Below are 25362 nucleotides of genomic sequence, written 5' to 3' on the forward strand. Positions count from 1 at the left end.
CAACTTGGCGCAAGATTAGCTTCACGCATGCTGACCTGGCTCTCGCTTCTCGTCCTGGCGCTGTTCTCCGGTGGAGCCTTCGTGGCTGGCCGCCGCCGCGCCGTGACCGCCACCGGAGGCCGCAAGCGCGTCCTTCACTCCCTGCCGAGCTACTACGGGACCTACGCGGCCCTCTGGGCCGGTGTGCCGGCGGCGCTGCTGCTGCTGTTGGGCGCCATGTTCGGGGGGCGCGTCGAGGACGCGATGCTGCAGTCCACGCGCCCGGCGGCCGTCCAGGCCCTGGAGCTTGACCGCCAGGCCGTCTTCTACAGCGACGCCCACGCGATCGCCGCTGGGCAGGCGCCCAGCGAGGTGACCTACGAAGGCGAGATCAAGGTCGCGCTGGACGCCAAGGTCGCCGAGGCCAAGCGCATTCAGACCCTGCTGAACATCGGCATGCTGGCCGCCGCCGCGGTGCTGGCCCTGGCGGGGTTCCTGGTCGCCTTCCCGCGCATCTCCACGGAATTCCGCGCCCGCAACCGGGTCGAGGGCTGGATCAGCGTGCTGCTGATCGGCTGCTCGGTCGCGGCCGTGCTGACCACCCTGGGCATTGTGCTTTCGCTAGTCTGGGAAAGCTGGCGCTTCTTCCAGAGCGTCAATCCGCTGTCGTTCCTGTTCGGGACCGAGTGGAGCCCGCAGATCGCCATGCGGTCCGACCAGGTCGCCTCGGCGGGCGCGTTCGGGGCCGTGCCGCTGTTCGCCGGCACCTTCCTGATCATGCTGATCGCCATGGCCGTGGCCGCGCCGGTCGGCCTCTACTCGGCCATCTATCTCTCGGAATACGCCAACCGCACGGTGCGCGGCGTGGTGAAGCCGCTGCTGGAGATCCTGGCCGGCGTGCCGACCGTGGTCTACGGCTTCTTCGCCGCCCTGACGGTGGGCCCGATCTTCCGCGCCGGCTTCAACGCCATCGGCGCGGCCCTGCCGCCCGGCCCGCTGGCGACCTACCTGATGGAAGTCCAGAACCAGATGGCCTTGGTGGCCGGGGTGGTGATGGGGATCATGCTGATCCCGTTCGTCTCCTCGCTGTCGGACGACATCATCAACGCCGTGCCGCAGTCCCTGCGCGACGGCAGCTACGCCATGGGCGCGACCAAGTCGGAGACGGTTAAGAAAGTCGTCCTGCCGGCCGCCCTGCCGGGCATCATGGCCGCCATGCTGCTGGCCGTGTCGCGCGCCGTCGGCGAGACCATGATCGTGACCATGGCCGCCGGCCTGCAGGCCAAGCTGACGGTCAACCCGCTCGACACCGTCACCACCGTGACCGTCCAGATCGTGACCCTGCTCACCGGCGACCAGGAGTTCGACAGCCCGAAGACGCTGTCGGCCTTCGGCCTGGGCCTCACCCTGTTCGTGGTGACCCTGTGCCTGAACATCGTCGCCCTGCGCATCGTCCAGAAGTACCGGGAACAATATGACTGACGCGACCCTCGGCGCGGCCGCCCCGCGCTCCGCCGCCTCGACGGCCATGGAAGCCCGGCTGAAGAAGCGCCACCAGGCCGAGCGCCGGTTCAAGGCCCAGGGCCTGGCCGCGATCATCGTCGCCCTGGTCTTCCTCGTCGTGCTGGTCGGCCGGATCGTGAGCCAGGGCTACACGACGTTCGAGAGCCACACCCTCAGTGTGCCGGTCTATCTGAACCCCGAGCGCATCGACACGTCCGACCTCAGCGGCGTCAACTACGACTACATCGTCGCCGAGGCGGTGATGAAGAAGCTGGGCGTCCAGGACGACGATCTGGGCACGGTCTCGACCAAGGTCCAGGACCTGGTGTCGCGCGACTTCGGCTTCCAGCTGCTGAACAAGCTCAAGGCCGACCCGTCGCTGATCGGCAAGACGGTCGACGTCTCCGGCTCGCTGAAGGCCGACGCCGACCTGTACTTCAAGGGCGAGATCGAGCGCGCGACCGCCGAGGGCGACCGGAAGCTGGACAACCAGCAGCTCGACTGGCTGGACCAGCTCCAGAAGGCCGGCGCGATCAAGTCGGGCTTCAACTTCGCCTTCTTCACCAACTCAGACTCGACCGAGCCGGAGCAGGCCGGCGTGCTGGGCGCGGTGGTCGGCTCGGCCATGATGCTGATCATCACCGCCCTGATCGCGGTGCCCGTGGGCGTGCTGGCGGCGACCTATCTCGAAGAGTTCGCCCCGAAGAACCGCTGGACGGACATCATCGAGGTCAACATCAACAACCTCGCGGCCGTGCCCTCCATCGTCTACGGCCTGCTGGGCCTGGCGCTGTTCATCAACTGGCTGAACGTGCCGCGGTCCTCGCCCCTGGTCGGCGGCCTGGTGCTGGCCCTGATGGCCCTGCCGACCGTGATCATCGCTACCCGCTCAGCGCTGAAGGCCGTGCCGCCCTCGATCCGCGAAGCCGCCCTGGGCGTCGGCGCGTCGAAGACCCAGACCGTCTTCCACCACGTGCTGCCGCTGGCCATGCCCGGCGTGATGACCGGCGCCATCCTGTCACTGGCCCACGCCCTGGGCGAGACGGCGCCGCTGCTGATGATCGGCATGGTCTCGTTCGTACCCGGCGTGCCGGAAGGCTTCACCGGCGCCGCCACGGTCCTGCCGGTTCAGGTGTTCATCTGGGAGAACGCTTCCGAGCGCGCCTTCCACGAGCGCACCGCCGCCGCCATCATCGTCCTTCTCGTCTTCATGATCGTCATGAACGCCGCGGCCGTCATCCTGCGCCGCCGCTTCGAGCGCCGCTGGTAAGGTTCCCATGACCCAGATCCTGAACCCTCTCGCTTCGCCCCTTCTCCAGGGACACGCCATGCCCGTGCAAAGCCCCGACGACACCGCCCACACGCCGGTGATCCACACCACCGTCCCGCACGCCCACGCGACCGCTCCGGTCGGCGAGGCCAAGATCAAGGCGCGCAACGTCAAGGTCTTCTACGGCGACAAGCAGGCGCTGTTCGACGTCGACCTCGACATCCCGGCCAAGTCGGTCACCGCCTTCATCGGCCCGTCGGGCTGCGGCAAGTCGACCTTCCTGCGCTGCATCAACCGCATGAACGACACCATTCCCTCGGCCCGGGTCGAAGGCGTGATCGAGATCGACGGTTCGGACGTCAACGCCAAGAGCGTCGACCCGGTGGTGCTGCGCTCGCGCGTCGGCATGGTGTTCCAGAAGCCGAACCCCTTCCCCAAGACCATCTTCGAGAACGTCGCCTACGGCCCGCGCATCCACGGCCTGGCGACCGGCAAGGCCGAGCTCGAGGCCGTCGTCGAAAGCAGCCTGAAGAAGGCCGGCCTCTGGAACGAGGTCGCGGATCGCCTGCACCAGCCGGGCACGGGCCTGTCGGGCGGTCAACAGCAGCGCCTGGTCATCGCCCGCGCGATCGCCGTGTCGCCGGAAGTGATCCTGATGGACGAGCCCTGCTCGGCCCTGGACCCGATCGCCACCGCCAAGATCGAGGAGCTGATCGACGAGCTGCGCAGCCAGTTCTGCATCGTCATCGTCACCCACTCGATGGCCCAGGCCGCCCGCGTCTCGCAGCGCACGGCCTTCTTCCACCTCGGCAAGCTGGTCGAGAGCGGGCCGACCGAGGAGATGTTCACCAATCCTCGCGACAGCCGCACCCAGGACTACATCACCGGCCGCTTCGGCTGATCCGGCGGAAAGAGACACCGAGATGACCGAACATACCGTCAAGTCGTACGGCGAAGAGCTGGCCCACCTCACGGCCGAAGTCACCCGCATGGGCGGCATCGCCGAGTCGCAGGTCGCCGACTGCATCGCCGCCATCGCCCGCCGTGACGGGCCTTTGGCCCAGGCCGTGGTCGCCGGCGACGAGCGCCTGGACGCCCTGCAGGGCGAGATCGAGCGCAAGGCCTTCCGTCTGATCGCCCTGCGCCAGCCGATGGCCGTGGATCTGCGCCACGCCGTCGCCGCCTTGAAGATCTCGATGAGCCTCGAGCGCTGCGGCGACATGGCCAAGAACATCGGCAAGCGCGCCTTCATCCTGACCGAGGCCGACCCGATGACGGCCCTGACCCGCTCGATCGAGCGCATGGGCAAGCTGGTGCAGAGCCGGCTGAAGGACGTCCTGGACGCCTACACGACCTCGGACCTGCAGCGCGCCATCGGCGTCTGGAGCCGCGATGAGGAAGTCGACGAGCACTACAACTCGATCTTCCGCGAGCTGCTCACCTACATGATGGGCGACCCGCGCACGATCAACGCCTGCGCCCATCTGCTGTTCGTAGCCAAGAACCTCGAGCGGATCGGCGACCACGCCACCAACATCGCCGAGATCATCCACTTCGAGCTGACCGGCGACGAACTGGTTTCCCAGCGTCCCAAGCTCGACGTCGTGACGCAGTAATCGATAGAGGCGACCTGAAGTGACTCCCTACGTTCTGGTGGTGGAAGACGAAGACGCCCTGGCCACCCTGCTGCACTACAATCTCGACAAGGAGGGCTACCGCGTCGGCGTCGCTGGCGACGGCGAGGAAGCCCTGATCATGGCCAATGAGCGGGCCCCGGACCTGGTCATCCTCGACTGGATGTTGCCCAAGGTCTCGGGCATCGAGGTCTGCCGCCGCCTGCGCGGCCGGGCCGAGACCCGCAACGTGCCGATCATCATGCTGACGGCGCGCGGCGAGGAGACGGATCGCATCCGCGGCCTCGACACCGGCGCCGACGACTATGTGGTCAAGCCGTTCTCGATGGTCGAGCTGACCGCCCGCGTCCGCGCCGTGCTGCGCCGGATCCGGCCGGGCCTGGCCGACGACCGCATCACCGTCGGCGACATCATCATCGACCGGGTCGCCCATCGCGTAAAACGGGGCGGCAAGGAGATCCACCTGGGCCCGACCGAGTTCCGTCTGCTGGACTATCTGATGCAGCATCCGGGCCGGGTGTTCAGCCGCGAACAGCTGCTGGACGCCGTCTGGGGTTCGGACGTCTATGTCGAGGCTCGCACGGTCGACGTCCACATCGGCCGCTTGCGCAAGGCGCTGAACGGCACGGACGATGGCGATCCGATCCGTACGGTCCGCTCGGCCGGCTACTCGCTGGATCTCGACGCGGCTTAAGCCCTAGGAGCGCGCCGCCCGTTCCAGGGCTTCCTCGGCGTCGGCGGCAAGGTCGGCGGCCGCCGCGATGCTCTCGAACAGCGCCGTCACGGTGACCGGCTTGGCCAGATGCAGGTCCGCGCCGGCGGCCAGGCACGCCTCGACCTGATGCGGCATGGCGTTGGCGGTCAGCGAGATGATCGGGATGCGGCCACGATTGATGTCCTCTTCCCGCTCGCGGATGGCTCGGATCGCCGTCAGCCCGTCCATCACGGGCATCTGGGTGTCCATCAGCACCACGTCGAAAGGCTGGCTGTCGAAGGCGTCGAGCGCGGCCGCGCCGTTCTCGACCACCACCAGGTCGGCCATCTCCCCCAGCATCAGTTCGACCACGCGCTGGTTGGTCGGGTGATCCTCGGCCAACAGCACACGCAGGCGCTGCGACGACGGCGCCGGCGCAGGGCGGCGGGCTGGCGCGGGCTCCTCGGCCTCGGCGGGCGCGAGACGGGCCGTGAAATGGAAGCGGGCGCCTTCGCCCAGGACGGAATCGCAGCTGATGTCGCCGTGCATCAGCTTGGCGAACCGCAAGGCGATGGCCAGGCCCAGGCCCGAGCCGCCGAAGCGGCGGGTGATCGAGCCGTCGCCCTGCACGAAGCGCTCGAACAGGCTGTCGCGGAATTCCGGCGCGAAGCCCGCGCCGGTGTCCTCGACGTCCACGTCCAGCACAATCGCGCCGTCCTCGGCCTCGCGCGTGGCGGCCCGCACGGTGACCGAGCCCTCGCAGGTGAACTTCACCGCGTTGCTGACTAGGTTGTTGACGATCTGGCCGATCTTCAGGGCGTCGCCGGTCGCGCGGTCGTGGAAGCCGTCGGCGAAATCGAGCGAGAAAGTCAGACCCTTCTGGTGGGCCAGGCCCTCGAAGGTCGCGGCCGCGGCCGTCAGGCCGGCGCGCAGGTTGAACGGCGCCGTCTCCAGCTCGACCTCGCCGGCCTCGACCTTGGCCAGGTCCAGGATGTCGCTGAGCAGGGCGTTCAACACCCGTCCGGAGTTGAGGATCACGTCCATCATCTCGCGCTGGCGGTCGGTCAGGTCGGTCTGGGCCAGCACCTGGGCCATGCCCAGCACGCCGTTCAGGGGCGTGCGGATCTCGTGGCTCATATTGGCCAGGAATTCCGACTTGGCGATGCTGGCGGCCTGGGCGCTCTGCAGGGCGGCCTCGAGCGCGACGGCCGACTTCTTCCGCTCGGTGATGTCTTCGCTGATGATCAGCAGCAGCTTTTCGTCGTTCTCGCCGGGAATGGCGATCTTCTTGGTCTGCAGCCAACGGTCGCCGTTGTGCGGAGTCTTCAGCGGCTCTTCGTCGATGACCCAGAGGCGGTTGCTCTCCAGGACCTTGCGATCCATCTCGGCGAAGGCGGCCGCCTGCTCGGCGGGGAAGAAGTCGGCGTCGTTGCGGCCGATCATCGCCTCGCGGGGCACGCCCAGCAGTTCCTCGCCCGTCCGGTTGATCAGGACGAACCGGCCGTCGCGGCCGTTCTTGACGACCAGCATGGCCGGCACGCTCTCGACCACGGCGTCAAGAAAGGCGCGCGAATGCAGCGCCTTTGTCGGATGTGAAGCCTCGGCGGCGGCCGTCGAGGCCTGGTCCAGCGGGCGATCTCGTTCGTCAGCGGCCATGCGCGGCGTCGTTCCTGACCCGTTCCGGGCTCTAAGGCTTTGAATGGATGCGTGAACTCAAATCGTATTGAGGCGTGTGTCGCCGAGTCTGACAAGCGCGCCGACGTCGCATTCGGTCAACCGGGACGATACGACGCACCACGGCCCGGCTCGGGATGGCGCTAGCGGCCGAGCCGTTTGAGCACGTCGTCGCGATAGGTGCGGCTGGTCACCACCTCGGCGCCGCTCTCCATTGTCAGTCGCCAGGAGCCGTCCGACAGGGGCTGGGCTTCCTCGACATGGGCCAGGTTCACCAGGACCGAGCGGTGGGCGCGGGCGAAGACGCGGGGGTCGAGCCGGGCCTCCAGGCTTTGCAGCGTCGCGCGCAACAGGCCTTCGCGGCTCTCTCCCTCGTGATTGGCCCAGTGGACCACGACATAGTTGTCGGCGGCGGCGAACCACTCGACCGCCGCGACCTCGACCGGCGCGCGGCGGGCGCCGGTCATCACCATCAGTCGCTCGGCCTGGGGAAGGGGCGGGACGGCCCGGGCCTCGGCGAGGGCGGCTTCCAGCAAGGCGGTGCGGGCGCGAGCCTCGGCCGCCCGGCGGTGCTGCACGGCGGCCAGGCCGACCGCGACGATCGCCGTGTAGAGGAGGATGCAGACCGGCGCCCGGCCCAGCACGCGGCCGGCCAGGGCGCTTTCCCCGACAAAGGCCTGGTCGATCAGGCTGGAGGCCAGGGCTTCAAGCGGCACGACCGCCACGCCGGCCGCGAACGTCATCGCGACACCGCGCGCGCCAGCCCCGAAGCGGCGGAAGATCCACCACACGATCCCCGCCGCGGGCAGCCAGGCGGCATAGACCGCGCCTTGCCACAACAGGGAATTGGCCACGCTCAGTTCAACGCCGCGCGCCGCCGAGTAGCGTCGGCCGAACCAGGCGGCGCAGAGCGTTGTGGCGCTCCAGCTATAGGCGGTGAACGCCCAGACCCAGGCAGCCGTCGGTGCGGTCCTCAGGCGGGCGACAAGGCCCGGCGACGTCGGCCGCGCATGACCAGCACGGCGATCCAGATCGCGGCCATCGGTTGGAACAGCAGGGTCGGCCAGAGCTGGCTCCATGGGGTCGGCAGGAAGGTCAGGAAGTTGCCCGAGAAGGCGCTGAGCACCGCGCCATAGGCGCTCAGCATCTTCACAAGGTGCTCGTAGGTCCAGAGGTTCGGCGAGAACGGCCAGTCGGTGGGACGGGCGAAGCGCCAGAGGTCCCAGCCCCCGTAGGTGAAAGCGGCGTAGACCAGGGCGATGGAGACGGCCGCCTTGTCGCCCGTGCGGCCGGTGACGACCAGGATCAGGATCCATGCGCCGATGCCGACCAGCCCCAGGGTCACGATCCAGTCCAGGGGTTTGGCGCGCTGGCGCGGATCAAGGTCGGGCCGTTTGCGTCCCAGCACCCGTGTTCCGGAGAAGACCGTGATCGTCGCGGCCGCCGACAGGGCCGCGAAATAGGCGCTGAAGTGCAGCGCCGTCATCACCCACGCGGCGGCCAGTAGCACGCTCATCAGGATCACGAAGGCGCGGCCCGCCCAGCGATGGAGGCGTGAGCCCTTGCGGGTCAGGATCGGGATCAGGCCGGCGGCGACCAGGGCGAAGCCGCAGCCGATGTGCAGGGCCAGGGTGGGAGAGAAGAGCTTGTCCATGGCGGTTAGGCTGGTCGCGCCAAGCCAGTCTCGCCAGCGCGCTGGGGCGAATGACGGGAGGCTGGGGCGAGAGCATGGCTTGACCCACCGCCTACCGCGCGTCACACCCCGGCCTCATGGAAAAGCTGACCATCCTCCTCGTCGGGTCCGGCGGGCGCGAGCACGCCCTGGCCTGGAAGATCGCCCAGTCGCCGCTGTGCGGCCGCCTCGTCGCCGCTCCGGGCAATCCCGGCATCGAAACCGTCGCCGAGCTGCGAGCGGTCAAGGTGACTGACGCTGACGCCCTGGTGGCCCTGGCGAAGGAGATTGGCGCGGACCTGGTGGTGGTCGGCCCGGAATCGGCGCTGGAAGTCGGCTTGGCCGACAAGCTCGCCGAGGTCGGCATCCCCTGCTTCGGCGGCAGCCAGCGCGCCGCCCAGCTGGAAACCTCCAAGGCCTTCACCAAGGACTTCTGCCAACGCCACGGCCTGCCGACGGCGGCCTATGGCGTGTTCGAGGACGCGGCTTCGGCCGGGACCTTCCTCGACACCCTGGAAGCACCGTTCGTCATCAAGGCCGACGGTCTGGCGGCCGGCAAGGGCGTGGTCATCGCCGCGACCCGGGCCGAGGCCGACGCCGCTGTCGTCGACATGCTGGGCGGCCGCTTCGGCTCGGCCGGCGCGCGGGTGGTCATCGAGGAGTTCATGCACGGCGAGGAGGCCTCGCTGTTCGCCCTGTCCGACGGCAAGACCGCGATGCTGTTCGGCGCGGCCCAGGATCACAAGCGCGCCTATGACGGCGACGAGGGGCCCAACACCGGCGGCATGGGCACCTATTCGCCGCCGCCGGTCCTGACCGAGGCGCTGGTCGACCAGGCCTGGCGCGAGCTGATCGTCCCGACCGTCGAGGGCATGGCCGTCGAGGGTAATCCGTATGTCGGCGTGCTCTATGCCGGGCTGATGCTGACCCCGACCGGTCCCAAGCTCGTCGAATACAACGCCCGCTTCGGCGATCCCGAGTGCCAGACCCTCATGCTGCGGCTGGAAAGCGACATCGTCCCGATCCTGCTGGCCGCCGCCAAGGGCGAACTGGCCTCGGCCGCGCCGCCAAAGTGGCGCGAGGAGGCGGCGATCTGCGTCGTCCTGGCCGCCGAAGGTTATCCCGACGCGCCCAAGACCGGGGGCCGGATCCAGGGCGCGGACGCCGATTTCGGCGGCGAGGCGGTGGTCTTCCACGCCGGCACCACCCGCGAGTTCGAGGGACGTCTCGTGGCTTCGGGCGGTCGGGTGCTGAACGTTTGCGCCCTGGGCGCGACCCTGCACGAGGCCCGCGACGTGGCCTACGCCGCGCTGGGGACGATCTCGCTGGAAGGCGGCTTCTACCGCACCGACATCGGCTGGCGGGCGCTGCAGCCGCGTTAGTGGTGGGTTGCGCCGCGCGCCTCACTCTCTAAACTCCCCATTCAAACAAGCGTTGGGGAGTAGACGCGCATGGCCGAAGCCGCCGAACAGTCCGCCCAGGACCTGAACTCGGGCACCAAGCCGGTCGACCCGCGCCACGTGATCGACGAGGCCAAGCTGGCGGCCTGGCTGGAGACCAATGTCGAGGGCTATGCTGGTCCGCTGGAGGTTCGCCAGTTCAAGGGCGGCCAGTCGAACCCGACCTATCAGCTGGTCACGCCGGCCAAGAAGTACGTCCTGCGCCGCAAGCCGCCGGGCAAGCTGCTGCCCAGCGCCCACGCCGTCGACCGCGAATTCAAGGTGATCTCGGGGCTGAACAAGGCCGACTTTCCGGTCGCCAAGGCCTATGCCCTGTGCATGGACGAGGAGGTCATCGGCACGATCTTCTACGTGATGGACAATGTCGAAGGCCGGATCCTGTGGGACGGGACCTTGCCCGACTACCAGCCAGCCGAACGCCGGGCGATCTACGAGGCCGAGATCGACACCTTGGCGGCGCTGCACAATGTCGACTACGCGGCCGTGGGCCTGGCCGACTACGGCAAGCCCGGCAACTATTTCGCCCGCCAGATCGACCGCTGGACCAAGCAGTACCGGGCGTCCGAGACCGCCAAGATCGACGACATGGACAAGCTGATCGACTGGCTGCCCAAGAGCTGCCCGGTCGACGACAAGACCTCGATCGTCCATGGCGACTATCGCCTCGACAATATGATCCTGCACGCCACCGAGCCGCGCGTGGTGGCGGTGCTGGACTGGGAGCTGTCGACCCTGGGCAATCCGCTGGCCGATTTCAGCTACTTCCTGATGAACTGGGTGATGCCGTCCGATCAGCGCGGCGGCCTTTCGGACATCCAGGACCTGGAGGCCTACGGCGTGCCGACCATCCCGCAGGCCGTGGAGCGTTACTGCAAGGCCACCGGCCGCGACGGCCTGCCCGAGCTGGACTGGTATTTCTCGTACAACCTCTTCAGACTGGCCGGCATCTGCCAGGGCATCGTCGGCCGCGTCCGTGACGGCACCGCCGCCAGCGCCCATGCGCAGCTGATGGAGGCGCGCGTGCCGGTCCTGGCCAAGGGAGCCCGGGCCTTCGCGCAGAAGGCAGGGGCGTAAGGGTCTAAATGCAGAAATTTCTGGTGGGCGCCTGCGCCCTGGCCATGGCTGGGACGCTGAGCGGCGTCGCGTGCGCGGAAACCGTATTCGTCCAGGCGGGCCGCCTGCTGGCTGACCCGGCGACGGGCAAGGTCGAGACCGCCAAGACGCTGGTGCTGGAGAACGGCAAGGTCGCCCGGATCGTCGACGGCTATGTGTCCGAGCCTGGCGGCAAGATTGTCGACCTGAAGGACAGCTTCGTCCTGCCGGGCCTGATCGACAGCCACGTCCACCTGACCCACGAGCAGAACCCGAACGGCCGGCTGCAGGCGGTGACCCGCTCGGCGGCCGACGACGCCCTGGTCGGGGCCGGTTTCGCTCGCAAGACCCTGATGGCGGGCTTCACGACCGTCGCGGACCTTGGGGCCGACAACAAGGCGATCTTCGCCCTGCGCGACGGCATCAAGCGTGGCGACGTCCCGGGCCCGCGCGTCATTGCCTCCGGCTCGGCCGTGTCGGTCCACGGCGGCCACGGCGACGTCAACGGCTACAGCGAGGAGGTCATGCACGTGCTGCGGCCGACCTCGGTGTGCTCGGGTCCCGACGACTGCCGCCGCGCGGTGCGTGAGCAGGTGTGGCTGGGCGCGGACATCATCAAGATCACCGCCACGGGCGGGGTGCTCTCCAACACCGCCGCGGGCCTGGCCCAGCAGTTCTCGGACCCCGAGCTGGCGGCCATCGTCGAGACCGCGCACCGCATGGGCCGCAAGGTCACCGCCCACGCCCACGGCGTCGACGGCATCAACAGCTTCCTGAAAGCCGGCGGCGACTCGATCGAGCACGGCACCTTCCTGGACGCCGAGAGCGTCGCGGCCTTCAAGAAGAACGGCGCCTATCTGGTGCCGACCCTTATGGCCGGCGACTTCGTCTATCGGGTGGCCACGGGGCCGAACAACTTCCTGACCCCGGCCCAGACCGCCAAGGCCCTGGACGCTGGCCCGAAGATGCTGGCCATGGCCCGCCGCGCCCACGAGGGCGGGGTGAAGATCGCCTTCGGCACCGACACCGGCGTCTCGGCCCACGGCGACAACGCCGGCGAGTTTGGCCTGCTGGTCAAGGCGGGCCTGACCCCGCTGGAAGCCATCCAGACGGCGACGGTCAACGCGGCCGACCACTTCTCGATGTCGGGCGAGATCGGCAGCCTGGCGCCTGGCAAGGCCGCGGACCTGATCGCTGTGAAGGGCGACCCGCTGAAGGACGTCACGGAGCTCCTGCGCGTGACGTCGGTGATCAAGGGCGGGGTGGTCTACAAGTAGGCGGCGGCGCGGCGGAGATCCTCCCCCGCTGGGGGAGGTGGCCCAGAGGGCCGGAGGGGGCAGCTCGGCCTAAGCCCCAGAGGCCCCCTCAGTCGCTCCGCGACAGCTCCCCCAACGCGGGAGCATCTACGGGCGTTCCTACAGTCCCACGCTCGCCAGCAGCTTCTCCACCGCCGCCTCGTCGTCGAAGCGCGCCCGCACGGGCCAGGGCGTGACCTTTTCGCGCCATTTCGGCGGCAGGCGCACCCAGTCCTTTTCGGTGGTGACCAAACCGGCCTCGTAGACCTGGGCCCGATCGGCGAGCAGGGTCAGCGTCGCTTCGGTATATTCGCCGTGGTCCGGGAACGGGGCGAAGTCGACCAGTTGGCAGCCGGCGGCGGTCAGGGCCTTCTCGACCTTCCAGGGTTTGCCGATGCCGGCGAAGCCGACCTGCGGCCCCTTCGGCACGGGGGCGGCCGGCTCCAGGCGGGCGATCAGCACGGGCGTGTCGCCAAACTCGGCCAGCAGTTCCGGATCGGCCGTTTCCATGTCGACCGGCAGCAGCAGTACGACGGCGTCGGCGCGTGACAATCCCACCTTCAGGGGCTCGCGCATCGGGCCGGCGGGGAAGACGCGACCGTCGCCGAACGGCCACTCGCCGCTCCGGGTCTCGCCATCGACCACGACCAGCGAAAGCGCCTTCTTGACGGTCGGGTTCTGGTGACCGTCGTCCATGACGATAGCCTGGGCCCCGGCCCGAGCGGCGGCGCGGGCGCCAGCGGCGCGGTCGACCGACACCCACATCGGAAAGTCCTGGGCCAGCATCAGCGGCTCGTCGCCGATGTCGGCGGCGGTGTGACGGGCGGTGTCGACCTGGACCGGTCCCTTCAGCCTGCCGCCATAGCCGCGCGACAGGCCGTGAGCCTCGACGCCATTGCGGTTCAGCAGCAGGAGCAGCTCGCGGACGATCGGAGTCTTGCCAGCCCCGCCCATGGTGACATTGCCGATGCAGATCACCGGCGCGCCGATGATCGAGGGGGTGGTGCGGGCGATGCGTCGGCGGGTCGCGTCGGACCAGAGCCACGAGATCGGGGTCAGCAGGGCGCGGGTCAGCAGGGCGGGGCCGCCGCTTCTCACGTACCACCAGCGGGGCGTGCCGAGTTTCATGGGACCAGCTCGAGAATGCGGGAAAGGCCGGCGCGGGCCTCGGCGTCGCGGGCGTCGACGAAGGCGCGGGCCTGGGCAGCGCGTTCGCGGAGTTGATCGAGCATGTCGAGCCCTTCGGCGATGCCGACGTCAAGCGTCGGGCCGATGTCAGCGCCGCCGCCGCTCGCGATGGCCAGCGCATCATAGGCGCTCTGCCAGTTCTCGACATGGCCGCCCCGCGCGAATGGGCAGGATAGACGTGCAGCTTCCAGGGGATTGTGACCGCCAATGTTGGGAAGCAGGCTGCCGCAGATGAGCGCAAGGTCGGCGACGCGGTACCAGAGACCGAGTTCGCCGAGCGTATCTGCAACGAGGATCGATGGCATGGCCGCCTCCACGCCTGAACTGCGGAGATGGGCCTTCAGGCCACGCTTGCGCGCCATCTCTACGATGGCCGGGCCCCTCTCGATGTGGCGGGGCACGATAATCAGGTTGGGAGCCTCGTCCTCAAGCGCGGCCTGGGCCGCGAGCACTAGCTCGTCCTCTCCCGGGTGGGTGCTGGCCGCGACCAAGACCGGCTTGCCGGCGAAGATCGCGCGCTGCTTCGCCAACTCAGCCTCGTCGACCGGCAGCGGCGCGGCGCCGAACTTCAGGTCGGCCTCGCCGGCCACCCTGCCGCCCAGGGCCTCAAGCCGCTCGTGGGCGCGGGCGTCCTGGGCCAGGATCAGGTCGAAGTTCGACAGCAGATGGCGCGCGGCGTCGGGGCGCTTTTGCCAGCTGGCGAAGCTGCGGTCAGACAGCTTGGCCGAGACCAGCGCCAGCCGCGTCCCGGCGGCCTTGGCCTCCAGCAGGAGGTTGGGCCACAGCTCGCTCTCGACGAAGACGGCGAGGTCGGGCTTCCAGCGGGCGATGAAGCGCTTGGCCGCGCCAGGAGCATCGACCGGGATATATTGGTGGATCGCGCCGCTCGGCAAACGCTTGGCCAGCAGGGCGGCCGAGGTCGTCGTGCCCGAGGTGACCAGGACGGTTGTCTTGGGACGTTCCGCTCGCAACCGCTCAACGAGCGGCAGGATCGACAGGCTCTCGCCGACGCTGGCGCCGTGCAGCCAGACGAGCGGGCCGTCCGGGCGGAGGGTCGGGGCTCTCGCGAGGCGCTCGGCGATCCGTCCGGGATCCTCCTTGCCCTTGCGGGCGCGGTTGGTCAGCAGAGCCGGGGCGAACGGTTCGAGAAGGCCCGTGGCGACCCGGTAGAGCTTGAGCGCGTCGGGCCGGATCAAACGACGCCTTCCGGCGCCAGACGGCAGCTGTGCGCGCCGCTGCTGGACTCGACCTGGATGGTCACGTGGCCGATGTTGAACTTGCTGGCCAATTCCGAGCAGGCCTCGTGCAGGAACTTGTCGTGATCGCCGTCCAGCGGACGGACAACGTGAGCCGTTAGAGCCGTCTCGGTCGTGCTCATCGCCCAGATGTGCAGGTCGTGGACTTCGCTGACGCCGGGACGGGCGGCCAGCCAGTCGCGGACGCGGGCGGGATCGACGCCACGCGGCGCGGCGTCCAGGGCCAGGTCCAGCGAGTCGCGCAGCAGGCCCCAGGTGCCCAGCACGATGACGGCGACGATGGCCAGGCTGACCACGGGATCCAGCCACAACCAGCCGGTAATGGCCATGGCCAGGGCCGCGACCACCACGCCAGCCGAGACGGCGGCGTCGGCGGCCATGTGCAGGAAGGCCCCGCGGACGTTCAGGTCGTCCTTGCCGCCTTTCATGAACATCAGGGCCGTGGCGGTGTTGATGACGATGCCGATGGCGGCGACGATCATCACCGGGCCGGTCTGGATCGGCTCGGGCGTGGCGAAGCGGCGAACCGCCTCCCAGGCGATGGCGCCGACCGCGATCAACAGCAGGGCGGCGTTGCCCAGCGAAGCCAGGATGGTGCCCTTGCGCAGACCGTAGGTGCGGCGGGCGCTGGGCGCGCGCTTGGCCAGCACGACCGCGCCCCAGGCCAGCAGCAGGCCGAGGACGTCCGACAGGTTGTGGCCGGCGTCGGCCAGCAGGGCCAGCGATCCGGTGATCAGGCCGGCGCCCGCCTCGACCAGCACGAAGCCCAGGTTCAGCGCCACCCCGACCGCGAAGGCGCGGCCGAAGTCCTTGGGCGCATGGCTGTGGCCGTGGTGACCATGGCCATGGTGATGGCCGTGCGCGTGATCATGACCGTGATGGTCGTGGTCGTGGCTGTGATCGTGTCCGGAGTGATCGTGCGGCATGGGCTCTACATCCCACCAAGGGCGAGGCGGATCAATCTTCGGGAGTCGTTTCGCCGACGATGGCTTCGGCGCGGCGCGAGACGGCCGACAGGCGTGCGCCCCAGGCTTCGGCCAGCGCATCCGGATCGGCGTCGCGACCAGCCAGAACCGGGCCGTCCCAGACCATGGCCGCCTTGGCGAAGGGCAGGGGGATGATGGTGCGGTCCCAGGTGTTCAGCCGGATACAGGGCTTCACCGCCACGCCCACGAACAGCACGGGCGCGCCGCTGACCCGGGCCAGGGCGACCGCGCCCTTCTGCATGACCTCGACCGGGCCGCGCGGGCCGTCTGGGGTGATGGCCATGGCGCCGCCGTCCTTCACCCACTTGACCATGTCGCGGAAGGCCTGCTCGCCGCCCTTGTTCTTGTGGGTGTCGGTCTTCTTCAGGGACGAGCCGCGGATCGAGGGCAGGCCAAGGCGCGCGATCACCCGAGCGATGAACTCGCCGTCGCGCGACTGGCTGACCAGGACGCGGATCTCCGGCTTGTCGGGACCTTGCGGCCAGGTCGCCGGTCCGACCGGGACACGCGAGTGCCAGAGCGCCAGGATGGCCCCGCCGCCGCTCGCCAGCGCCTCCGCCTGGACGCGGCTGGCGATCTCCTGGCCCTCGCGGGTCCAGCGCAGGGTCCGGTAGGTCGCGGCGATATAGCCGGCGAATAGGCGAGTCATCACGCGCATGACCCACGGCGAACGCAGGGGCTTCAAGCGGAAGCCTCCCCGACTTCGCTTGAGGGCGCATGGTCCAGGTCCTGGGCCTTGGCCAGGCGCGCGTAGAGGCCGCCGGCGTGGACCAGTTCGGTGTGGCTCCCGATCTCGACCACGCGGCCCTTCTCGATCACGTAGATGCGGTCGGCGTTCTTCACCGTCGACAGGCGGTGGGCGATCAGGATCGTGGTGCGGCCGGCCATCAGCCGTTCCAGGGCGGCCTGGACCTGGGCCTCGCTCTCGGTGTCCAGGGCGCTGGTGGCCTCGTCCAGCAGGAGGATCGGGGCGTCCTTGAGGAAGGCGCGGGCGATGGCGATGCGCTGGCGCTGGCCGCCGGACAGGCGGGCCCCGGCCTCGCCGACGGCGGTGTCGTAGCCCTCGGGCAGTTCCAGGATGAAGTCGTGGGCGGCGGCCTGACGCGCGGCGGCCTCGATCTCCAGCTGGCTGGCGCCGGGACGGGCATAGGCGATGTTGGCGCGGATGCTGTCGTCGAACAGGAACGGCTCCTGGGTGACCAGCGCGATGCGGTCGCGCAGGGAGGCCAGGGTCACCGAGCGCACGTCGTGGCCGTCGATGGTCACCGCTCCGACCGTCACGTCATAGAAGCGCGGGATCAGGTTCAGGATCGAGCTTTTGCCGCCGCCCGAGGGGCCGACCAGGGCGACGGTCTCGCCCTTGCGGGCTTCGAGGGAGACGTTCGACAGGGCCGGAATGTCCGCGCCGTACGAGAAGGTGACGTGGTCCAGGGCGATCGTGCTCTCCCCGGCCGGAAGGGCCTTGGCGTCGGCGGGATCGACGATGGTCGGGGCGACGTCCAGGGCCTCGAACAGACGGCGGGCGGCGGTCAGGCCCTCGCTGAACACGGTCTGCAGGTTGGCGACCTGGCGCAGCGACTGGGCGGCGATGCCGAGCAGGATGACGAAGGACAGGAAGCCGCCGGCGGTGATCGGCGGCAGGGTGAAGGGACCGACGACCACGGCGCCGGTGATGGCGCGCCAGCCGGCGTAGGCGAAGACCGCGGCGATGACGAGTTGCGAGAACAGTTCCGTGGCGGGCGCGGCCATGGCGCGGGCGTTGCTGCCCTTGATCAGGTGATGTTGGCGGCGTTCGACCACGGCGGCGACGCGGCCCTCCTCATAGGCCTCGCGGTTCTCCATCTTGACGATCTTGACCCCGTCCAGGCTCTCCATGATCGCGGTCGAGAGATTGGAGGTCTCGCCCATCGCGCCCTTGGCGGCCTTGGTCGTGCGGCGCGAGAAGTTGCGGATGATGCCGCTGACGCCCGGGACGATGATCAGGACGCCGGCCGCCAGGATCGGGTCGGCCTGCAGCAGGGCCCACAGGGTGATGGCGACGGTCAGGCCTTCACGGACGTAGTTGATGATCCCGGTCGTGGCCGCTTCGCGGATCAGGCCGGCGTCATAGAGCACCGAGGCGACATAGGAGCCCGAGTGCGCGCCGCGCAGTCGCGCCAGGTCGGCCCGGACCAGGCGGCCGAACAGGCGGGTCTGCATGTCGCCGACGACGCCGTTGCCGATGCGGTTGATCAGGCTGGCCTGGATGACCTGGAACACCCCGCGCGCCACCGCCAGGCCGGCGATGGTCAGGGGAACCCAGATCAGCGCCCCGGGCTGGGGTCTGACGATCAGCTGGTCGACGGCGGGCTGCACATACTCGCCCAGCATGACGGTCAGGCGGGCGACGATCACCGCGCTGATCATCGAGACCAGGAAGCCCTTCCAGCGCGGCTTCAGGAACTCGCGCCACATCCGGCCCATCAGGGCGCGGTTCGAGGGCTGCGGACTGTCCTGTGCGGTCATGCGGGAGGGGTCGGATGTCGGGAGGGGGCTGTCAATGGCTTGAGGGACGCACTCGTCGGGAAAAGCGACGCCATGAGGGCGGAGTGTCGTCGGATTTTGCCTTTCGGGGCCGATACCCCTACTTAAGCCCGGAATTCCCCAAAGGACCCCCGCGTTTGGCCCAATTCGACCTCACCACGCCCTGGGGCCGGTTCAAGACCTATCTCCACTATCTGTGGAACGACCACGCCTATCTGCGGCTGGGCTTCTCGAACGCCCACTGGATCAGTCCCGAACTGGTCCGCGCCAATCAGCCCTGGCCGTTCCAGCTGGCCTGGTGGAAGAAGCAGGGCATCAAGACCATCGTGAACCTGCGCGGCGGCTTCGACGGCAGCTTCTACGCGCTGGAAAAGGACGCCTGCGAGCGTCTGGGCCTGAACTTCGTCGACTTCACCATCACCTCGCGCGAGGTCCCGATCCGGGAGCGGGTGCGCGGCGCGAAAGCGCTGTTCGAGACGATCGAGTATCCGGCGCTCCTGCACTGCAAGTCAGGCGCGGACCGGGCGGGGATCATGAGCGTGTTCTACGCCCACTACCGCCTGGGCCTGCCGATCCGCGAGGCCATGCAGCAGCTGGGCCCACGCTACCTGCACATCAAGCACGGCAACACCGGGGTGCTGGACTACGTGTTCGAGCAGTATCTGGAAGTCGGCGAACCCAAGGGGCTGACCTTCAGCGAATGGGTCGAGAGCGATGACTACGACCCGGTCGCGATGAAGAAGACCTTCCGGGCGAACATGCTGGGGAAGGTGCTGGTGGATAAGGTTCTACGGCGGGAGTAGGCGGGTAACGAGATGCTCCCCCCTGGGGGAGCTGTCGCGGAGCGACTGAGGGGGCTAGCGCGGCCTGGACCGCGATGCCCCCTCCGGCCCTCCGGGCCACCTCCCCCAGAGGGGGAGGAACGCTCGGGCTTCAGCCCTCGCTGCTCGGATCCAGCAGCTTGTGGGCGTGGATGATGAAGTAGCGGGCGTGGGCGTTGTCCACCGTCGCCTGGGCCTTGGCCTTCCAGGCCTTGTGGGCCTCTTCGTAATTCGGATAGGCGCCGACGAACTCGACCTTGCCGAGGTCGCGGAATTCGATGCCGGCGACGTCCTTCAGCTCACCGCCGACGACGATATGGAGAAGCTGTTTTTCAGCCATTTGGAGCAAGTTCCTGCGAGGAATTTTGTTTATGGCAGCTCGATATGCCCGACGCGTGACAGGATCAACGGGTGAAGCGCCCGATTGGCGCAAACCAGGTTCGGAACCAGCGGAACAGGGCGATTATAGGCGAATTCGCGGCCTTTGTGATCGCTGAGCAACGCGCCGGCCCGGCGGCAGATCAGGTCGGCGGCCGCGACGTCCCACTCGCTCTTCGGCGACAGGGCCACGGCCGCGTCGAAGGTCCCGGCGGCGACCAGGCACATGCGATAGGCGATGGAGTTGCGGCTCTCGATCCGCATCTCGGGCCAGGGCTCGCGCCAGGCCGGATGGGCGAACATCTTGGCGTCGCCCAGCATGGCCGCGCCGAGCAGGTCGTCCGTCGCGCTCGGGGTGATCGGCCGGCCATTCAGCGTGGCGGGGCCATCGGCGGTGGCCGCGTAGGTCTCGTCCAGCGCCGGGGCGTGGACGACGCCGGCGATGGGCCGGCCGTTCTCGACCACGGCGATCGAGACCGCGAACCACGGCTTGTTCTTCATGAAGGCCACGGTGCCGTCGATCGGGTCGACGACGAACTGGCGGGTGGTCGAAAGACGGGCCGGGTCGTCGGCGGTCTCCTCCGACAGCCAGCCGTAGTCGGGGCGCGCGGCCTTCAGCTCGGTCTTCAACAGGGCGTCGACGGCGAGGTCGGCGTCGGTGACGGGTGAGCCACCGTCCTTGGACCAGATCTTCAGGCCGCTTTCGCGCGCCGCGAGCGCCAGCTCGCCGGCCTCATGAGCGGCCTGAAAGATCAGGTCCAGGTCGTTCATTTGCCCGCGATCGCCAGGGCGTCGACCAGGATGGAGGGGCTGTTGCTGGCTCCTCGGAATTGCAGGTCCGAGCCGGGGATGAGACGGGCGTAGATGTCGATCAGGTTGCCGGCCACGGTGATCTCGGTGACCGGACCCGTGCTCTCGCCGTTCTCGAACCAGACGCCCGAGCAGCCCACCGACCAGTCGCCGGTATTGCCGTTCAGCGAGGGACCGAACATCGAGGTGACCAGCAGGCCCGTCCCGGCGTCCTTCATAAGACCGGCCAGATCCTGTGCGCCCGGCTGGAGCGTCAGGTTGTGGGTCGAAACGCCGGAAGGGCCCGCCAGGCCGCGCGAGGCGTGGCCGGTGGTGACCAGGCCCAGTTGTTTTGCGGAGCTGGTGTTGAGCAGCCAGGTGGTCAGGACGCCGTCGTCGATCAGGGCGCGGGCTTCCGTCGTCACGCCCTCGTCGTCGAACGGCGCCGAGCCCAGGCCGCGCACACGGTGCGGATCTTCGAGCAGGCGGACGCCCGGCGCGAAGATGCGCGCACCCAGCTTGTCTTTCAGGAACGAAGTGCCGCGGGCGATCGAGGGGCCCGAGATCGCGCCCAGCAGCGGGCCGATCAACGACATGGCCAGGCGGTTCTCGAAGATCACTGGAGCGGTGGTCGAGGCGATCTTGCGCGGGTTCAGGCGCGCGACCGCCAGGCGACCGGCCTCCATGCCGATGTCGCCGGCGGCCGGCAGGTCGCCGAAGTGGCGCGTGGAGCGACCTTCGCCGCCCCGCTCCATGCCCGCGCCCTCGCCGGCGATGGCCGAGGCCGAGATCGAGTGGCCGGTGGCCGCATGGGTTCCGTGGAAGCCGGCGGTGGTGACCAGGCTCCACCTGGACGAGGACCAGCTGGCCGAGCCGCCGTCGGAATTGGTGACGCCCTTGACCGCCCGGGCGTGCTCCTCGGCGGTGCGGGCCTGGGTTTCCAGCATCTCGGCCGTCGGCTCGTAGCCGTCGATCAGGTCAAGCTCGGGGAAGGGGCCCTTGGCCAGCCGATCGTGCGGCGCGAGGCTGGCATAGGGATCTTCCGGCGCCAGGCGGGCCATGGCGACGGCGCGCTCGACCAGCTTGGCGCGCGCATCGCTGGAGACGGCGGACCCGGAGACGGTAGCGCTGCGCTGGCCGATGAAGACGCGCAGGCCCAGATCGCGGGCCTCCTCGCGCTCGACCTCTTCCAGTTCGCCCAGGCGGACGGAAACGGAGAGCGATTGGCGCTCGGCGAAGACAGCTTCGGCCGCGTCGGCCCCGGCTTTGCGCGCGGCGGCGACCACGTCATGCAGCAGATTATCGTCCATGCGGTCTTATGGACGAGGCCGCCCCGCCGGGGCAAGCGCGGGCGTTCAGCCGATGGCCGACACCAGCAGCGCGACGCCCGCGAAGATGTAGGCCAGCCAGGTGGCGACCATGCCGATGGCGCGTGGGATCGAGGCGCCGCCGCTGTTGGACAGGCCGACGGCGTGAACCACCCGGCCCGCGAACAGCACGAAGCCGACCACATGGATGGCCAGCGGCGAGGCGCCGGCCACGGCCAGAACGGCCAGGGCCGCGAGGCCGGTGGGCACGTATTCGGTGGCGTTGCCGAAGGCGCGGATGGCGCGGGCCAGTTCCGGGATGCCTTCGTCGCCCAGAGCCACCTTGTGCTTCTGGCGCAGACGCACGACCAGCAGCGACAGGACCAGCAGCAGAAACAGGTGAAGGCCGGCCCACAGCGCCGCGGCGTGGCCAGAAGCGATCGTGTCCATCAAATCAAACCTTAGTACTCACGCTCCCCCCGAGCGGTGGGCCATATGAGGCCTTCCGCCCGGGGTCGGCAAGTCGACCCTCCTAACGGGCGATCTCGCGGGCGATCGGATAGAGCAGGTGGTGGTCGTCGTAGAACGGCGTGCGCTCGTAGAACCAGGCGAGGCGGGCGTCGGGATCGGCGGCGAACTTGGGCTCGGCGGCGAGCTTGGCCTCGAACGCGGCCTTCAGCTTCGGATCGGCCGCCAGCATCTTCTCGGCCAGCGGGGCGATGGCGTAGGACTCGATATATTCCACGCGGCTCAGCACCTCGGGGACCATACCCCAGGCGAAGAAGCTCTCGCCGGACTGCGGTTCCAGCAGCAGCACGACGAGGTCGCCCAGCGGCTGGTCGGTCGGCACACGGACCGAGCCCTTCGGGAAGGTCCAGTCGCGGGTCTCGGTCGTGACCTTGTCGACGCTGATCTGGACGTGGCCCTCGTTGGCGCTGGACGCCAACTTGGGCTCGACCAAGCGGATCATCTCGACCTTGATGGCCTTGTCCGTCGCCAGGGTCTCCAGCGTCACGCCGTGCAACTTTAGCCGCTCGATCAGGTCGGCGCGGTAGCTGGGGACGTAGTAGGCGACGGGGCGCTTGAGGATCAGGCTCGGCTTTGAGCCATAGAAGGGCGTCTTCCAGATCTCCGGATCGGCCTGGCCCAGCCACCGCACTTCCTGCCGGCCCGAGGCGGGGCTGTCATAGTACTCGTACTTGATGCCCTTGAACGCGCGCGTGTAGGCCGGCCTGGGGTCGGACACGAAGTTGGCCGGGATCTCGGCCGGGCGCAGGGCGCTGTCGGCGGCGATGGCGGCGCGCAGGTCGTCGCCCTTGTCGGCCAGCAGCTTCAGGGCCGTCTCGATGAAGACATAGGTCCCCAGCACCCGCTGGGCGTGGGGCTTGAGGCTATGGTTCTCGATCAGGATGGTCGGGACGTGGGCCGCCGCGCCCCAGCCGTTCGAATAGCGCTCGGCCAGGCCGCCATCGTTGAAGCCGGCCTTGGGATCGTGCTCGTCGATACCGAAGACCAGCTCGCCTGGAATGTGGCCTTCGGCCTCCAGCCCCTGGTTCATGACGGGCTTCAGAAAGCTGTCGAGCCATTGGGCGATGGCCGGCGAGCGGTTCCAGACGCCGTTCTCGCCGTTGAAGCCGTAGGTGACGTCGTACTGGTAATCCATGCCGTCGGTCACGTGGACGTCGACATAGAGATCGGCGTGGTACTTGGCCTGCAACCGCTTGAGGGCCTGCATCTCCGGCTGGTCCAGCTTCATGAAGTCGCGGTTGAGGTTCTGGTTGGTGGCGGTGTTGCGCCAGCCCTGGATACGGGGGCCGCGTTGGTTGGGGCGCGAATAGGCGCTGGCCCGCTCGTGGCCGTCGACCGACAGGATCGGGATCAGGACCAGGTTGACCTTGTCGAGCAAGCCGTCCTTGCCGTGAAAAGCCATGTCCCGCAGCAGCATCATGCCGGCGTCCTTGCCGTCGATCTCGCCGGGGTGGATGCCGCATTGGACCAGCAGCAGCGGCTTCTTGGGATCGAGCGTCGCGCCGTCTTTCGAAGCGATCACGGCGTAGATGGTCCGGCCCTGCGGCGAGACGCCGAAGTCCTCGATGCGGATCAGGCTGGAGGCTTCATCCAGCTTGTCGAACCAGGCCCGGGTGTCGACGTAGTTCGGCGAGAAGTCGTGCTCGGCGTCGGCCTCGAACGGCGTCACCCACGGATCGGCCTTGTCACGGATCAGGGCCTGGCTGGCGCCCTGCCAGTGCGGGGCGGGCGGCAGGAACGGCTGATCCCAAGGAGCCTTGCCGGAGGGAGAGGAAGGGGTCTGGGCCATGACGGGGGCTCCAAAAAGCAAACAGGGCCGAGGCGAAGAACCGTGGGCGGCCTATGGCCGCTGTCGTCGGCCCTCAGTGCGCCCCTGGCAAGAGGGAGGGACGGTCGTCAGAACGTGAGGATGGCGATCAAATACAGCGCGTTCAGCACCACCAGCATGACGAGGTCCGTCGCCCGGTTGCGGATCAGCAGCAGCACGACGAGCAGCAGGTAGAACATCACGTTCATCAGCGCCGTGAAGCCGGTCCAGCGCGTGGCGACCGCCTCGCCGAGACCTTTGATGATCGCTTGCAGCACCTCGAAGCCGAGGATGTTGCCCGCCAGCATGCCGCCAACGACATAGCGCTTGTTGTCCCGGTACCAGTCGTCGAGGTCTGTCTCGTCCGCGAGGCTGTCGGGGATCACGAGCGAGGCGGCCATGTAGTAGGCGCCCGCCGCCAAGGTGCACACGAACACCAGGCGCAGGCTCATGTCGGCCGAGCCAAGGGTCCGCCAGCCATTGGTCGCGCAGGCGACCAGGTCGAACAGCAGCAGCAGGCTGAGCAGCGGCGTCATCCAGCCGATGCGGACGGCGCCGCGATGCTTCAGCAGCCGCACCACGCCCGACAGCAGCTTGCCGGCCGCGAGGGCCAGCAAAGCGCCGTAAAAGGCGAACAAGACTTCGATCGCGTCCATCAGTTCCCCAGCGCCAATCCGATCACGCTACTTCCAGATCGACGTTCCGTCATCCAGCGATTCCGGGCTGCGAGATCTCTCGCCTCACGTGCGGAAGAAAATATTTCAACTATTTACTGTGTTTCTGGCCTCTATTGTGGTCTTGGCATAATTGGGTGTCTGGATACGAACGTCGACTCCATAAAATCTATGTGTCCAACTCCGACGCAGTATATCATTCCGCTATTTGGCTTAGTGTAGTACCGATTTTCCTTGGTCTCGATACCTTCTTCATCAATTGTATAAATTGATGCGTGAGATCTACGCTCGTATCTGTATCCGGATATAAGTCCAAATAGAGACGGCGATCCAGATTTCCCTTTACAGAAAACTGGGGACCCAGAATACCCTGGGTTGTTGAATCCGTCGAGTATGGCGATATCTTTGCTATCTATCTTTGCGACGCCGCTAAACTTCGCGCCACGAACCAAGGGTGTTGGAAAGCCGTTCCCAGGGTAGGTGTTTTCTAGCCCGTGGGGGAATCCCAGGAATAGGAGATCCTCTCCAAGATTGGCTTCGAACCTGGAGTAGGGTCTTGGTGCCGGCCCCGTTGACATCCCCTCCAATATGAAAAGGGCGACGTCATACCCGTCAGGGTGTTTTTGAAGTTCTAGAACACGATGCGGGCGCGAGGCGCCAAAAGCATCGATTAGAACGTTATCGCCAACTTTAGTGTTTGTGAAATTATGGGCTGCGGTAACGAAATACGATCCCCCGGCGGAAAATCTAAGAAACGCCGTGCCGATACTTCCGCAAAAATTTATCTTAAAGCAACTATCTATTTCGCGCGGCGTGAGACGCATTGCATTGC

General features: G+C 68.0%; 24 protein-coding genes. 9 read left to right on the forward strand and 15 right to left on the reverse strand.

What is annotated here, in order from left to right:
• The first annotated feature begins 27 nt into the window (after nucleotides 1-27).
• The 5 genes from pstC to phoB are packed head-to-tail and all read left to right on the forward strand — an operon-like array spanning nucleotide 28 to nucleotide 5080.
• Complete coding sequence (gene pstC / locus AC1RRV_RS00585) at nucleotides 28-1461, forward strand: phosphate ABC transporter permease subunit PstC (protein WP_492857632.1); 1434 nt, start codon at nucleotides 28-30, stop codon at nucleotides 1459-1461.
• Nucleotides 1454-2752, forward strand: a complete 1299-nt coding sequence (gene pstA / locus AC1RRV_RS00590; protein ID WP_492857633.1) for a phosphate ABC transporter permease PstA — start codon at nucleotides 1454-1456, stop codon at nucleotides 2750-2752. The genes pstC and pstA overlap by 8 nt, the downstream gene beginning before the upstream one ends.
• Nucleotides 2753-2810: 58 nt before the next feature.
• Nucleotides 2811-3653 carry a phosphate ABC transporter ATP-binding protein PstB gene (gene pstB, locus AC1RRV_RS00595; RefSeq protein ID WP_492857634.1) on the forward strand — a complete coding sequence of 281 codons (843 nt, stop codon included), beginning with the start codon at nucleotides 2811-2813 and terminating at the stop codon, nucleotides 3651-3653.
• 22 nt (nucleotides 3654-3675) lie between these two features.
• On the forward strand, nucleotides 3676-4368 hold the full coding sequence (gene phoU / locus AC1RRV_RS00600) for a phosphate signaling complex protein PhoU (protein WP_492857635.1): 693 nt from the start codon (nucleotides 3676-3678) through the stop codon (nucleotides 4366-4368).
• Nucleotides 4369-4387: 19 nt separating this feature from the next.
• A complete protein-coding gene (phoB, locus tag AC1RRV_RS00605; protein WP_492857637.1) occupies nucleotides 4388-5080 on the forward strand; it encodes a phosphate regulon transcriptional regulator PhoB in 693 nt (230 codons plus the stop codon).
• Between the two features lie 3 nt (nucleotides 5081-5083).
• Here phoB and AC1RRV_RS00610 read toward each other — a convergent pair whose 3' ends face one another.
• The 3 genes from AC1RRV_RS00610 to AC1RRV_RS00620 all read right to left on the reverse strand — a co-directional run bounded on the left by AC1RRV_RS00610 (nucleotide 5084) and on the right by AC1RRV_RS00620 (nucleotide 8408).
• Nucleotides 5084-6736, reverse strand: coding sequence for a PAS domain-containing sensor histidine kinase (locus tag AC1RRV_RS00610; protein ID WP_492857639.1), 1653 nt, complete (start codon nucleotides 6734-6736; stop codon nucleotides 5084-5086).
• A gap of 161 nt (nucleotides 6737-6897) precedes the next feature.
• Complete coding sequence (locus AC1RRV_RS00615; protein WP_492857640.1) at nucleotides 6898-7608, reverse strand: LytTR family DNA-binding domain-containing protein; 711 nt, start codon at nucleotides 7606-7608, stop codon at nucleotides 6898-6900.
• Nucleotides 7609-7727: 119 nt separating this feature from the next.
• Nucleotides 7728-8408 carry a DUF2306 domain-containing protein gene (locus AC1RRV_RS00620; protein WP_492857641.1) on the reverse strand — a complete coding sequence of 227 codons (681 nt, stop codon included), beginning with the start codon at nucleotides 8406-8408 and terminating at the stop codon, nucleotides 7728-7730.
• Between the two features lie 116 nt (nucleotides 8409-8524).
• Here AC1RRV_RS00620 and purD point away from each other — a divergent pair, with 116 nt between their 5' ends.
• The 3 genes from purD (at nucleotide 8525) to AC1RRV_RS00635 (ending at nucleotide 12255) form a co-directional block, all read left to right on the forward strand.
• On the forward strand, nucleotides 8525-9808 hold the full coding sequence (gene purD, locus AC1RRV_RS00625; RefSeq protein ID WP_492857643.1) for a phosphoribosylamine--glycine ligase: 1284 nt from the start codon (nucleotides 8525-8527) through the stop codon (nucleotides 9806-9808).
• A 69-nt stretch (nucleotides 9809-9877) separates the two neighbouring features.
• On the forward strand, nucleotides 9878-10960 hold the full coding sequence (locus AC1RRV_RS00630) for a phosphotransferase family protein (protein WP_492857644.1): 1083 nt from the start codon (nucleotides 9878-9880) through the stop codon (nucleotides 10958-10960).
• A gap of 8 nt (nucleotides 10961-10968) precedes the next feature.
• Nucleotides 10969-12255, forward strand: coding sequence for a metal-dependent hydrolase family protein (locus AC1RRV_RS00635; RefSeq protein WP_492857645.1), 1287 nt, complete (start codon nucleotides 10969-10971; stop codon nucleotides 12253-12255).
• Between the two features lie 138 nt (nucleotides 12256-12393).
• Here AC1RRV_RS00635 and lpxK read toward each other — a convergent pair whose 3' ends face one another.
• From lpxK to AC1RRV_RS00660, 5 genes are read right to left on the reverse strand one after another with little or no spacing between them, the layout of a single operon-like run.
• A complete protein-coding gene (gene lpxK, locus AC1RRV_RS00640) occupies nucleotides 12394-13401 on the reverse strand; it encodes a tetraacyldisaccharide 4'-kinase (RefSeq protein WP_492857646.1) in 1008 nt (335 codons plus the stop codon).
• Nucleotides 13398-14657, reverse strand: coding sequence for a 3-deoxy-D-manno-octulosonic acid transferase (locus AC1RRV_RS00645; RefSeq protein ID WP_492857647.1), 1260 nt, complete (start codon nucleotides 14655-14657; stop codon nucleotides 13398-13400). The genes lpxK and AC1RRV_RS00645 overlap by 4 nt, the downstream gene beginning before the upstream one ends.
• Nucleotides 14654-15643 (reverse strand): cation diffusion facilitator family transporter, encoded by a 990-nt coding sequence (locus AC1RRV_RS00650; protein WP_492857648.1) that lies wholly within the window; start codon nucleotides 15641-15643, stop codon nucleotides 14654-14656. Before AC1RRV_RS00650 ends, AC1RRV_RS00645 begins: the two co-directional genes overlap by 4 nt.
• A 31-nt stretch (nucleotides 15644-15674) precedes the next feature.
• Nucleotides 15675-16388, reverse strand: a complete 714-nt coding sequence (locus AC1RRV_RS00655) for a lysophospholipid acyltransferase family protein (RefSeq protein WP_492857649.1) — start codon at nucleotides 16386-16388, stop codon at nucleotides 15675-15677.
• Nucleotides 16385-18208, reverse strand: coding sequence for an ABC transporter ATP-binding protein (locus AC1RRV_RS00660; RefSeq protein WP_492857650.1), 1824 nt, complete (start codon nucleotides 18206-18208; stop codon nucleotides 16385-16387). The genes AC1RRV_RS00655 and AC1RRV_RS00660 overlap by 4 nt, the downstream gene beginning before the upstream one ends.
• A 155-nt stretch (nucleotides 18209-18363) precedes the next feature.
• On the opposite strand from AC1RRV_RS00660, the gene AC1RRV_RS00665 reads away from it, so the two are divergent.
• Nucleotides 18364-19029, forward strand: a complete 666-nt coding sequence (locus tag AC1RRV_RS00665; RefSeq protein WP_492857651.1) for a fused DSP-PTPase phosphatase/NAD kinase-like protein — start codon at nucleotides 18364-18366, stop codon at nucleotides 19027-19029.
• A gap of 130 nt (nucleotides 19030-19159) precedes the next feature.
• On the opposite strand, the gene AC1RRV_RS00670 is transcribed toward AC1RRV_RS00665, so the two are convergent.
• From AC1RRV_RS00670 to AC1RRV_RS00700, 7 genes are all read right to left on the reverse strand, one after another.
• On the reverse strand, nucleotides 19160-19396 hold the full coding sequence (locus tag AC1RRV_RS00670; protein ID WP_492857652.1) for a DUF4170 domain-containing protein: 237 nt from the start codon (nucleotides 19394-19396) through the stop codon (nucleotides 19160-19162).
• 20 nt (nucleotides 19397-19416) lie between these two features.
• Nucleotides 19417-20196 (reverse strand): 3'(2'),5'-bisphosphate nucleotidase CysQ, encoded by a 780-nt coding sequence (locus AC1RRV_RS00675; protein ID WP_492857653.1) that lies wholly within the window; start codon nucleotides 20194-20196, stop codon nucleotides 19417-19419.
• The gene (locus AC1RRV_RS00680; protein ID WP_492857654.1) at nucleotides 20193-21524 is read right to left on the reverse strand and encodes a TldD/PmbA family protein; all 1332 of its coding nucleotides are present in this window, start codon (nucleotides 21522-21524) and stop codon (nucleotides 20193-20195) included. Before AC1RRV_RS00680 ends, AC1RRV_RS00675 begins: the two co-directional genes overlap by 4 nt.
• A 45-nt stretch (nucleotides 21525-21569) precedes the next feature.
• A complete protein-coding gene (locus AC1RRV_RS00685; RefSeq protein ID WP_492857655.1) occupies nucleotides 21570-21971 on the reverse strand; it encodes an MAPEG family protein in 402 nt (133 codons plus the stop codon).
• Between the two features lie 82 nt (nucleotides 21972-22053).
• On the reverse strand, nucleotides 22054-23838 hold the full coding sequence (locus AC1RRV_RS00690; RefSeq protein WP_492857656.1) for a M14 family metallopeptidase: 1785 nt from the start codon (nucleotides 23836-23838) through the stop codon (nucleotides 22054-22056).
• A 107-nt stretch (nucleotides 23839-23945) separates the two neighbouring features.
• Nucleotides 23946-24512, reverse strand: a complete 567-nt coding sequence (locus tag AC1RRV_RS00695) for a hypothetical protein (protein ID WP_492857657.1) — start codon at nucleotides 24510-24512, stop codon at nucleotides 23946-23948.
• Between the two features lie 131 nt (nucleotides 24513-24643).
• Entirely contained in the window at nucleotides 24644-25354 is a 711-nt protein-coding gene (locus AC1RRV_RS00700; protein ID WP_492857658.1) for a S1 family peptidase, read from the reverse strand.
• Nucleotides 25355-25362: the final 8 nt, after the last annotated feature.

The sequence above is a fragment of the Caulobacter sp. GW821-FHT11E10 genome (assembly GCF_058808375.1).

Bases quoted from the DNA above. Each gene is read 5' to 3' on its own strand.
- pstC (WP_492857632.1), top strand. From the start codon at position 28: ATGCTGACCTGGCTCTCGCTTCTCGTCCTGGCGCTGTTCTCCGGTGGA.
- pstA (WP_492857633.1), top strand. From the start codon at position 1,454: ATGACTGACGCGACCCTCGGCGCGGCCGCCCCGCGCTCCGCCGCCTCG.
- pstB (WP_492857634.1), top strand. From the start codon at position 2,811: ATGCCCGTGCAAAGCCCCGACGACACCGCCCACACGCCGGTGATCCAC.
- phoU (WP_492857635.1), top strand. From the start codon at position 3,676: ATGACCGAACATACCGTCAAGTCGTACGGCGAAGAGCTGGCCCACCTC.
- AC1RRV_RS00610 (WP_492857639.1), bottom strand. From the start codon at position 6,736: ATGGCCGCTGACGAACGAGATCGCCCGCTGGACCAGGCCTCGACGGCC.
- AC1RRV_RS00620 (WP_492857641.1), bottom strand. From the start codon at position 8,408: ATGGACAAGCTCTTCTCTCCCACCCTGGCCCTGCACATCGGCTGCGGC.
- purD (WP_492857643.1), top strand. From the start codon at position 8,525: ATGGAAAAGCTGACCATCCTCCTCGTCGGGTCCGGCGGGCGCGAGCAC.
- AC1RRV_RS00630 (WP_492857644.1), top strand. From the start codon at position 9,878: ATGGCCGAAGCCGCCGAACAGTCCGCCCAGGACCTGAACTCGGGCACC.
- AC1RRV_RS00635 (WP_492857645.1), top strand. From the start codon at position 10,969: ATGCAGAAATTTCTGGTGGGCGCCTGCGCCCTGGCCATGGCTGGGACG.
- lpxK (WP_492857646.1), bottom strand. From the start codon at position 13,401: ATGAAACTCGGCACGCCCCGCTGGTGGTACGTGAGAAGCGGCGGCCCC.
- AC1RRV_RS00650 (WP_492857648.1), bottom strand. From the start codon at position 15,643: ATGCCGCACGATCACTCCGGACACGATCACAGCCACGACCACGACCAT.
- AC1RRV_RS00660 (WP_492857650.1), bottom strand. From the start codon at position 18,208: ATGACCGCACAGGACAGTCCGCAGCCCTCGAACCGCGCCCTGATGGGC.
- AC1RRV_RS00675 (WP_492857653.1), bottom strand. From the start codon at position 20,196: ATGAACGACCTGGACCTGATCTTTCAGGCCGCTCATGAGGCCGGCGAG.
- AC1RRV_RS00680 (WP_492857654.1), bottom strand. From the start codon at position 21,524: ATGGACGATAATCTGCTGCATGACGTGGTCGCCGCCGCGCGCAAAGCC.
- AC1RRV_RS00685 (WP_492857655.1), bottom strand. From the start codon at position 21,971: ATGGACACGATCGCTTCTGGCCACGCCGCGGCGCTGTGGGCCGGCCTT.
- AC1RRV_RS00690 (WP_492857656.1), bottom strand. From the start codon at position 23,838: ATGGCCCAGACCCCTTCCTCTCCCTCCGGCAAGGCTCCTTGGGATCAG.
- AC1RRV_RS00695 (WP_492857657.1), bottom strand. From the start codon at position 24,512: ATGGACGCGATCGAAGTCTTGTTCGCCTTTTACGGCGCTTTGCTGGCC.
- AC1RRV_RS00700 (WP_492857658.1), bottom strand. From the start codon at position 25,354: ATGCGTCTCACGCCGCGCGAAATAGATAGTTGCTTTAAGATAAATTTT.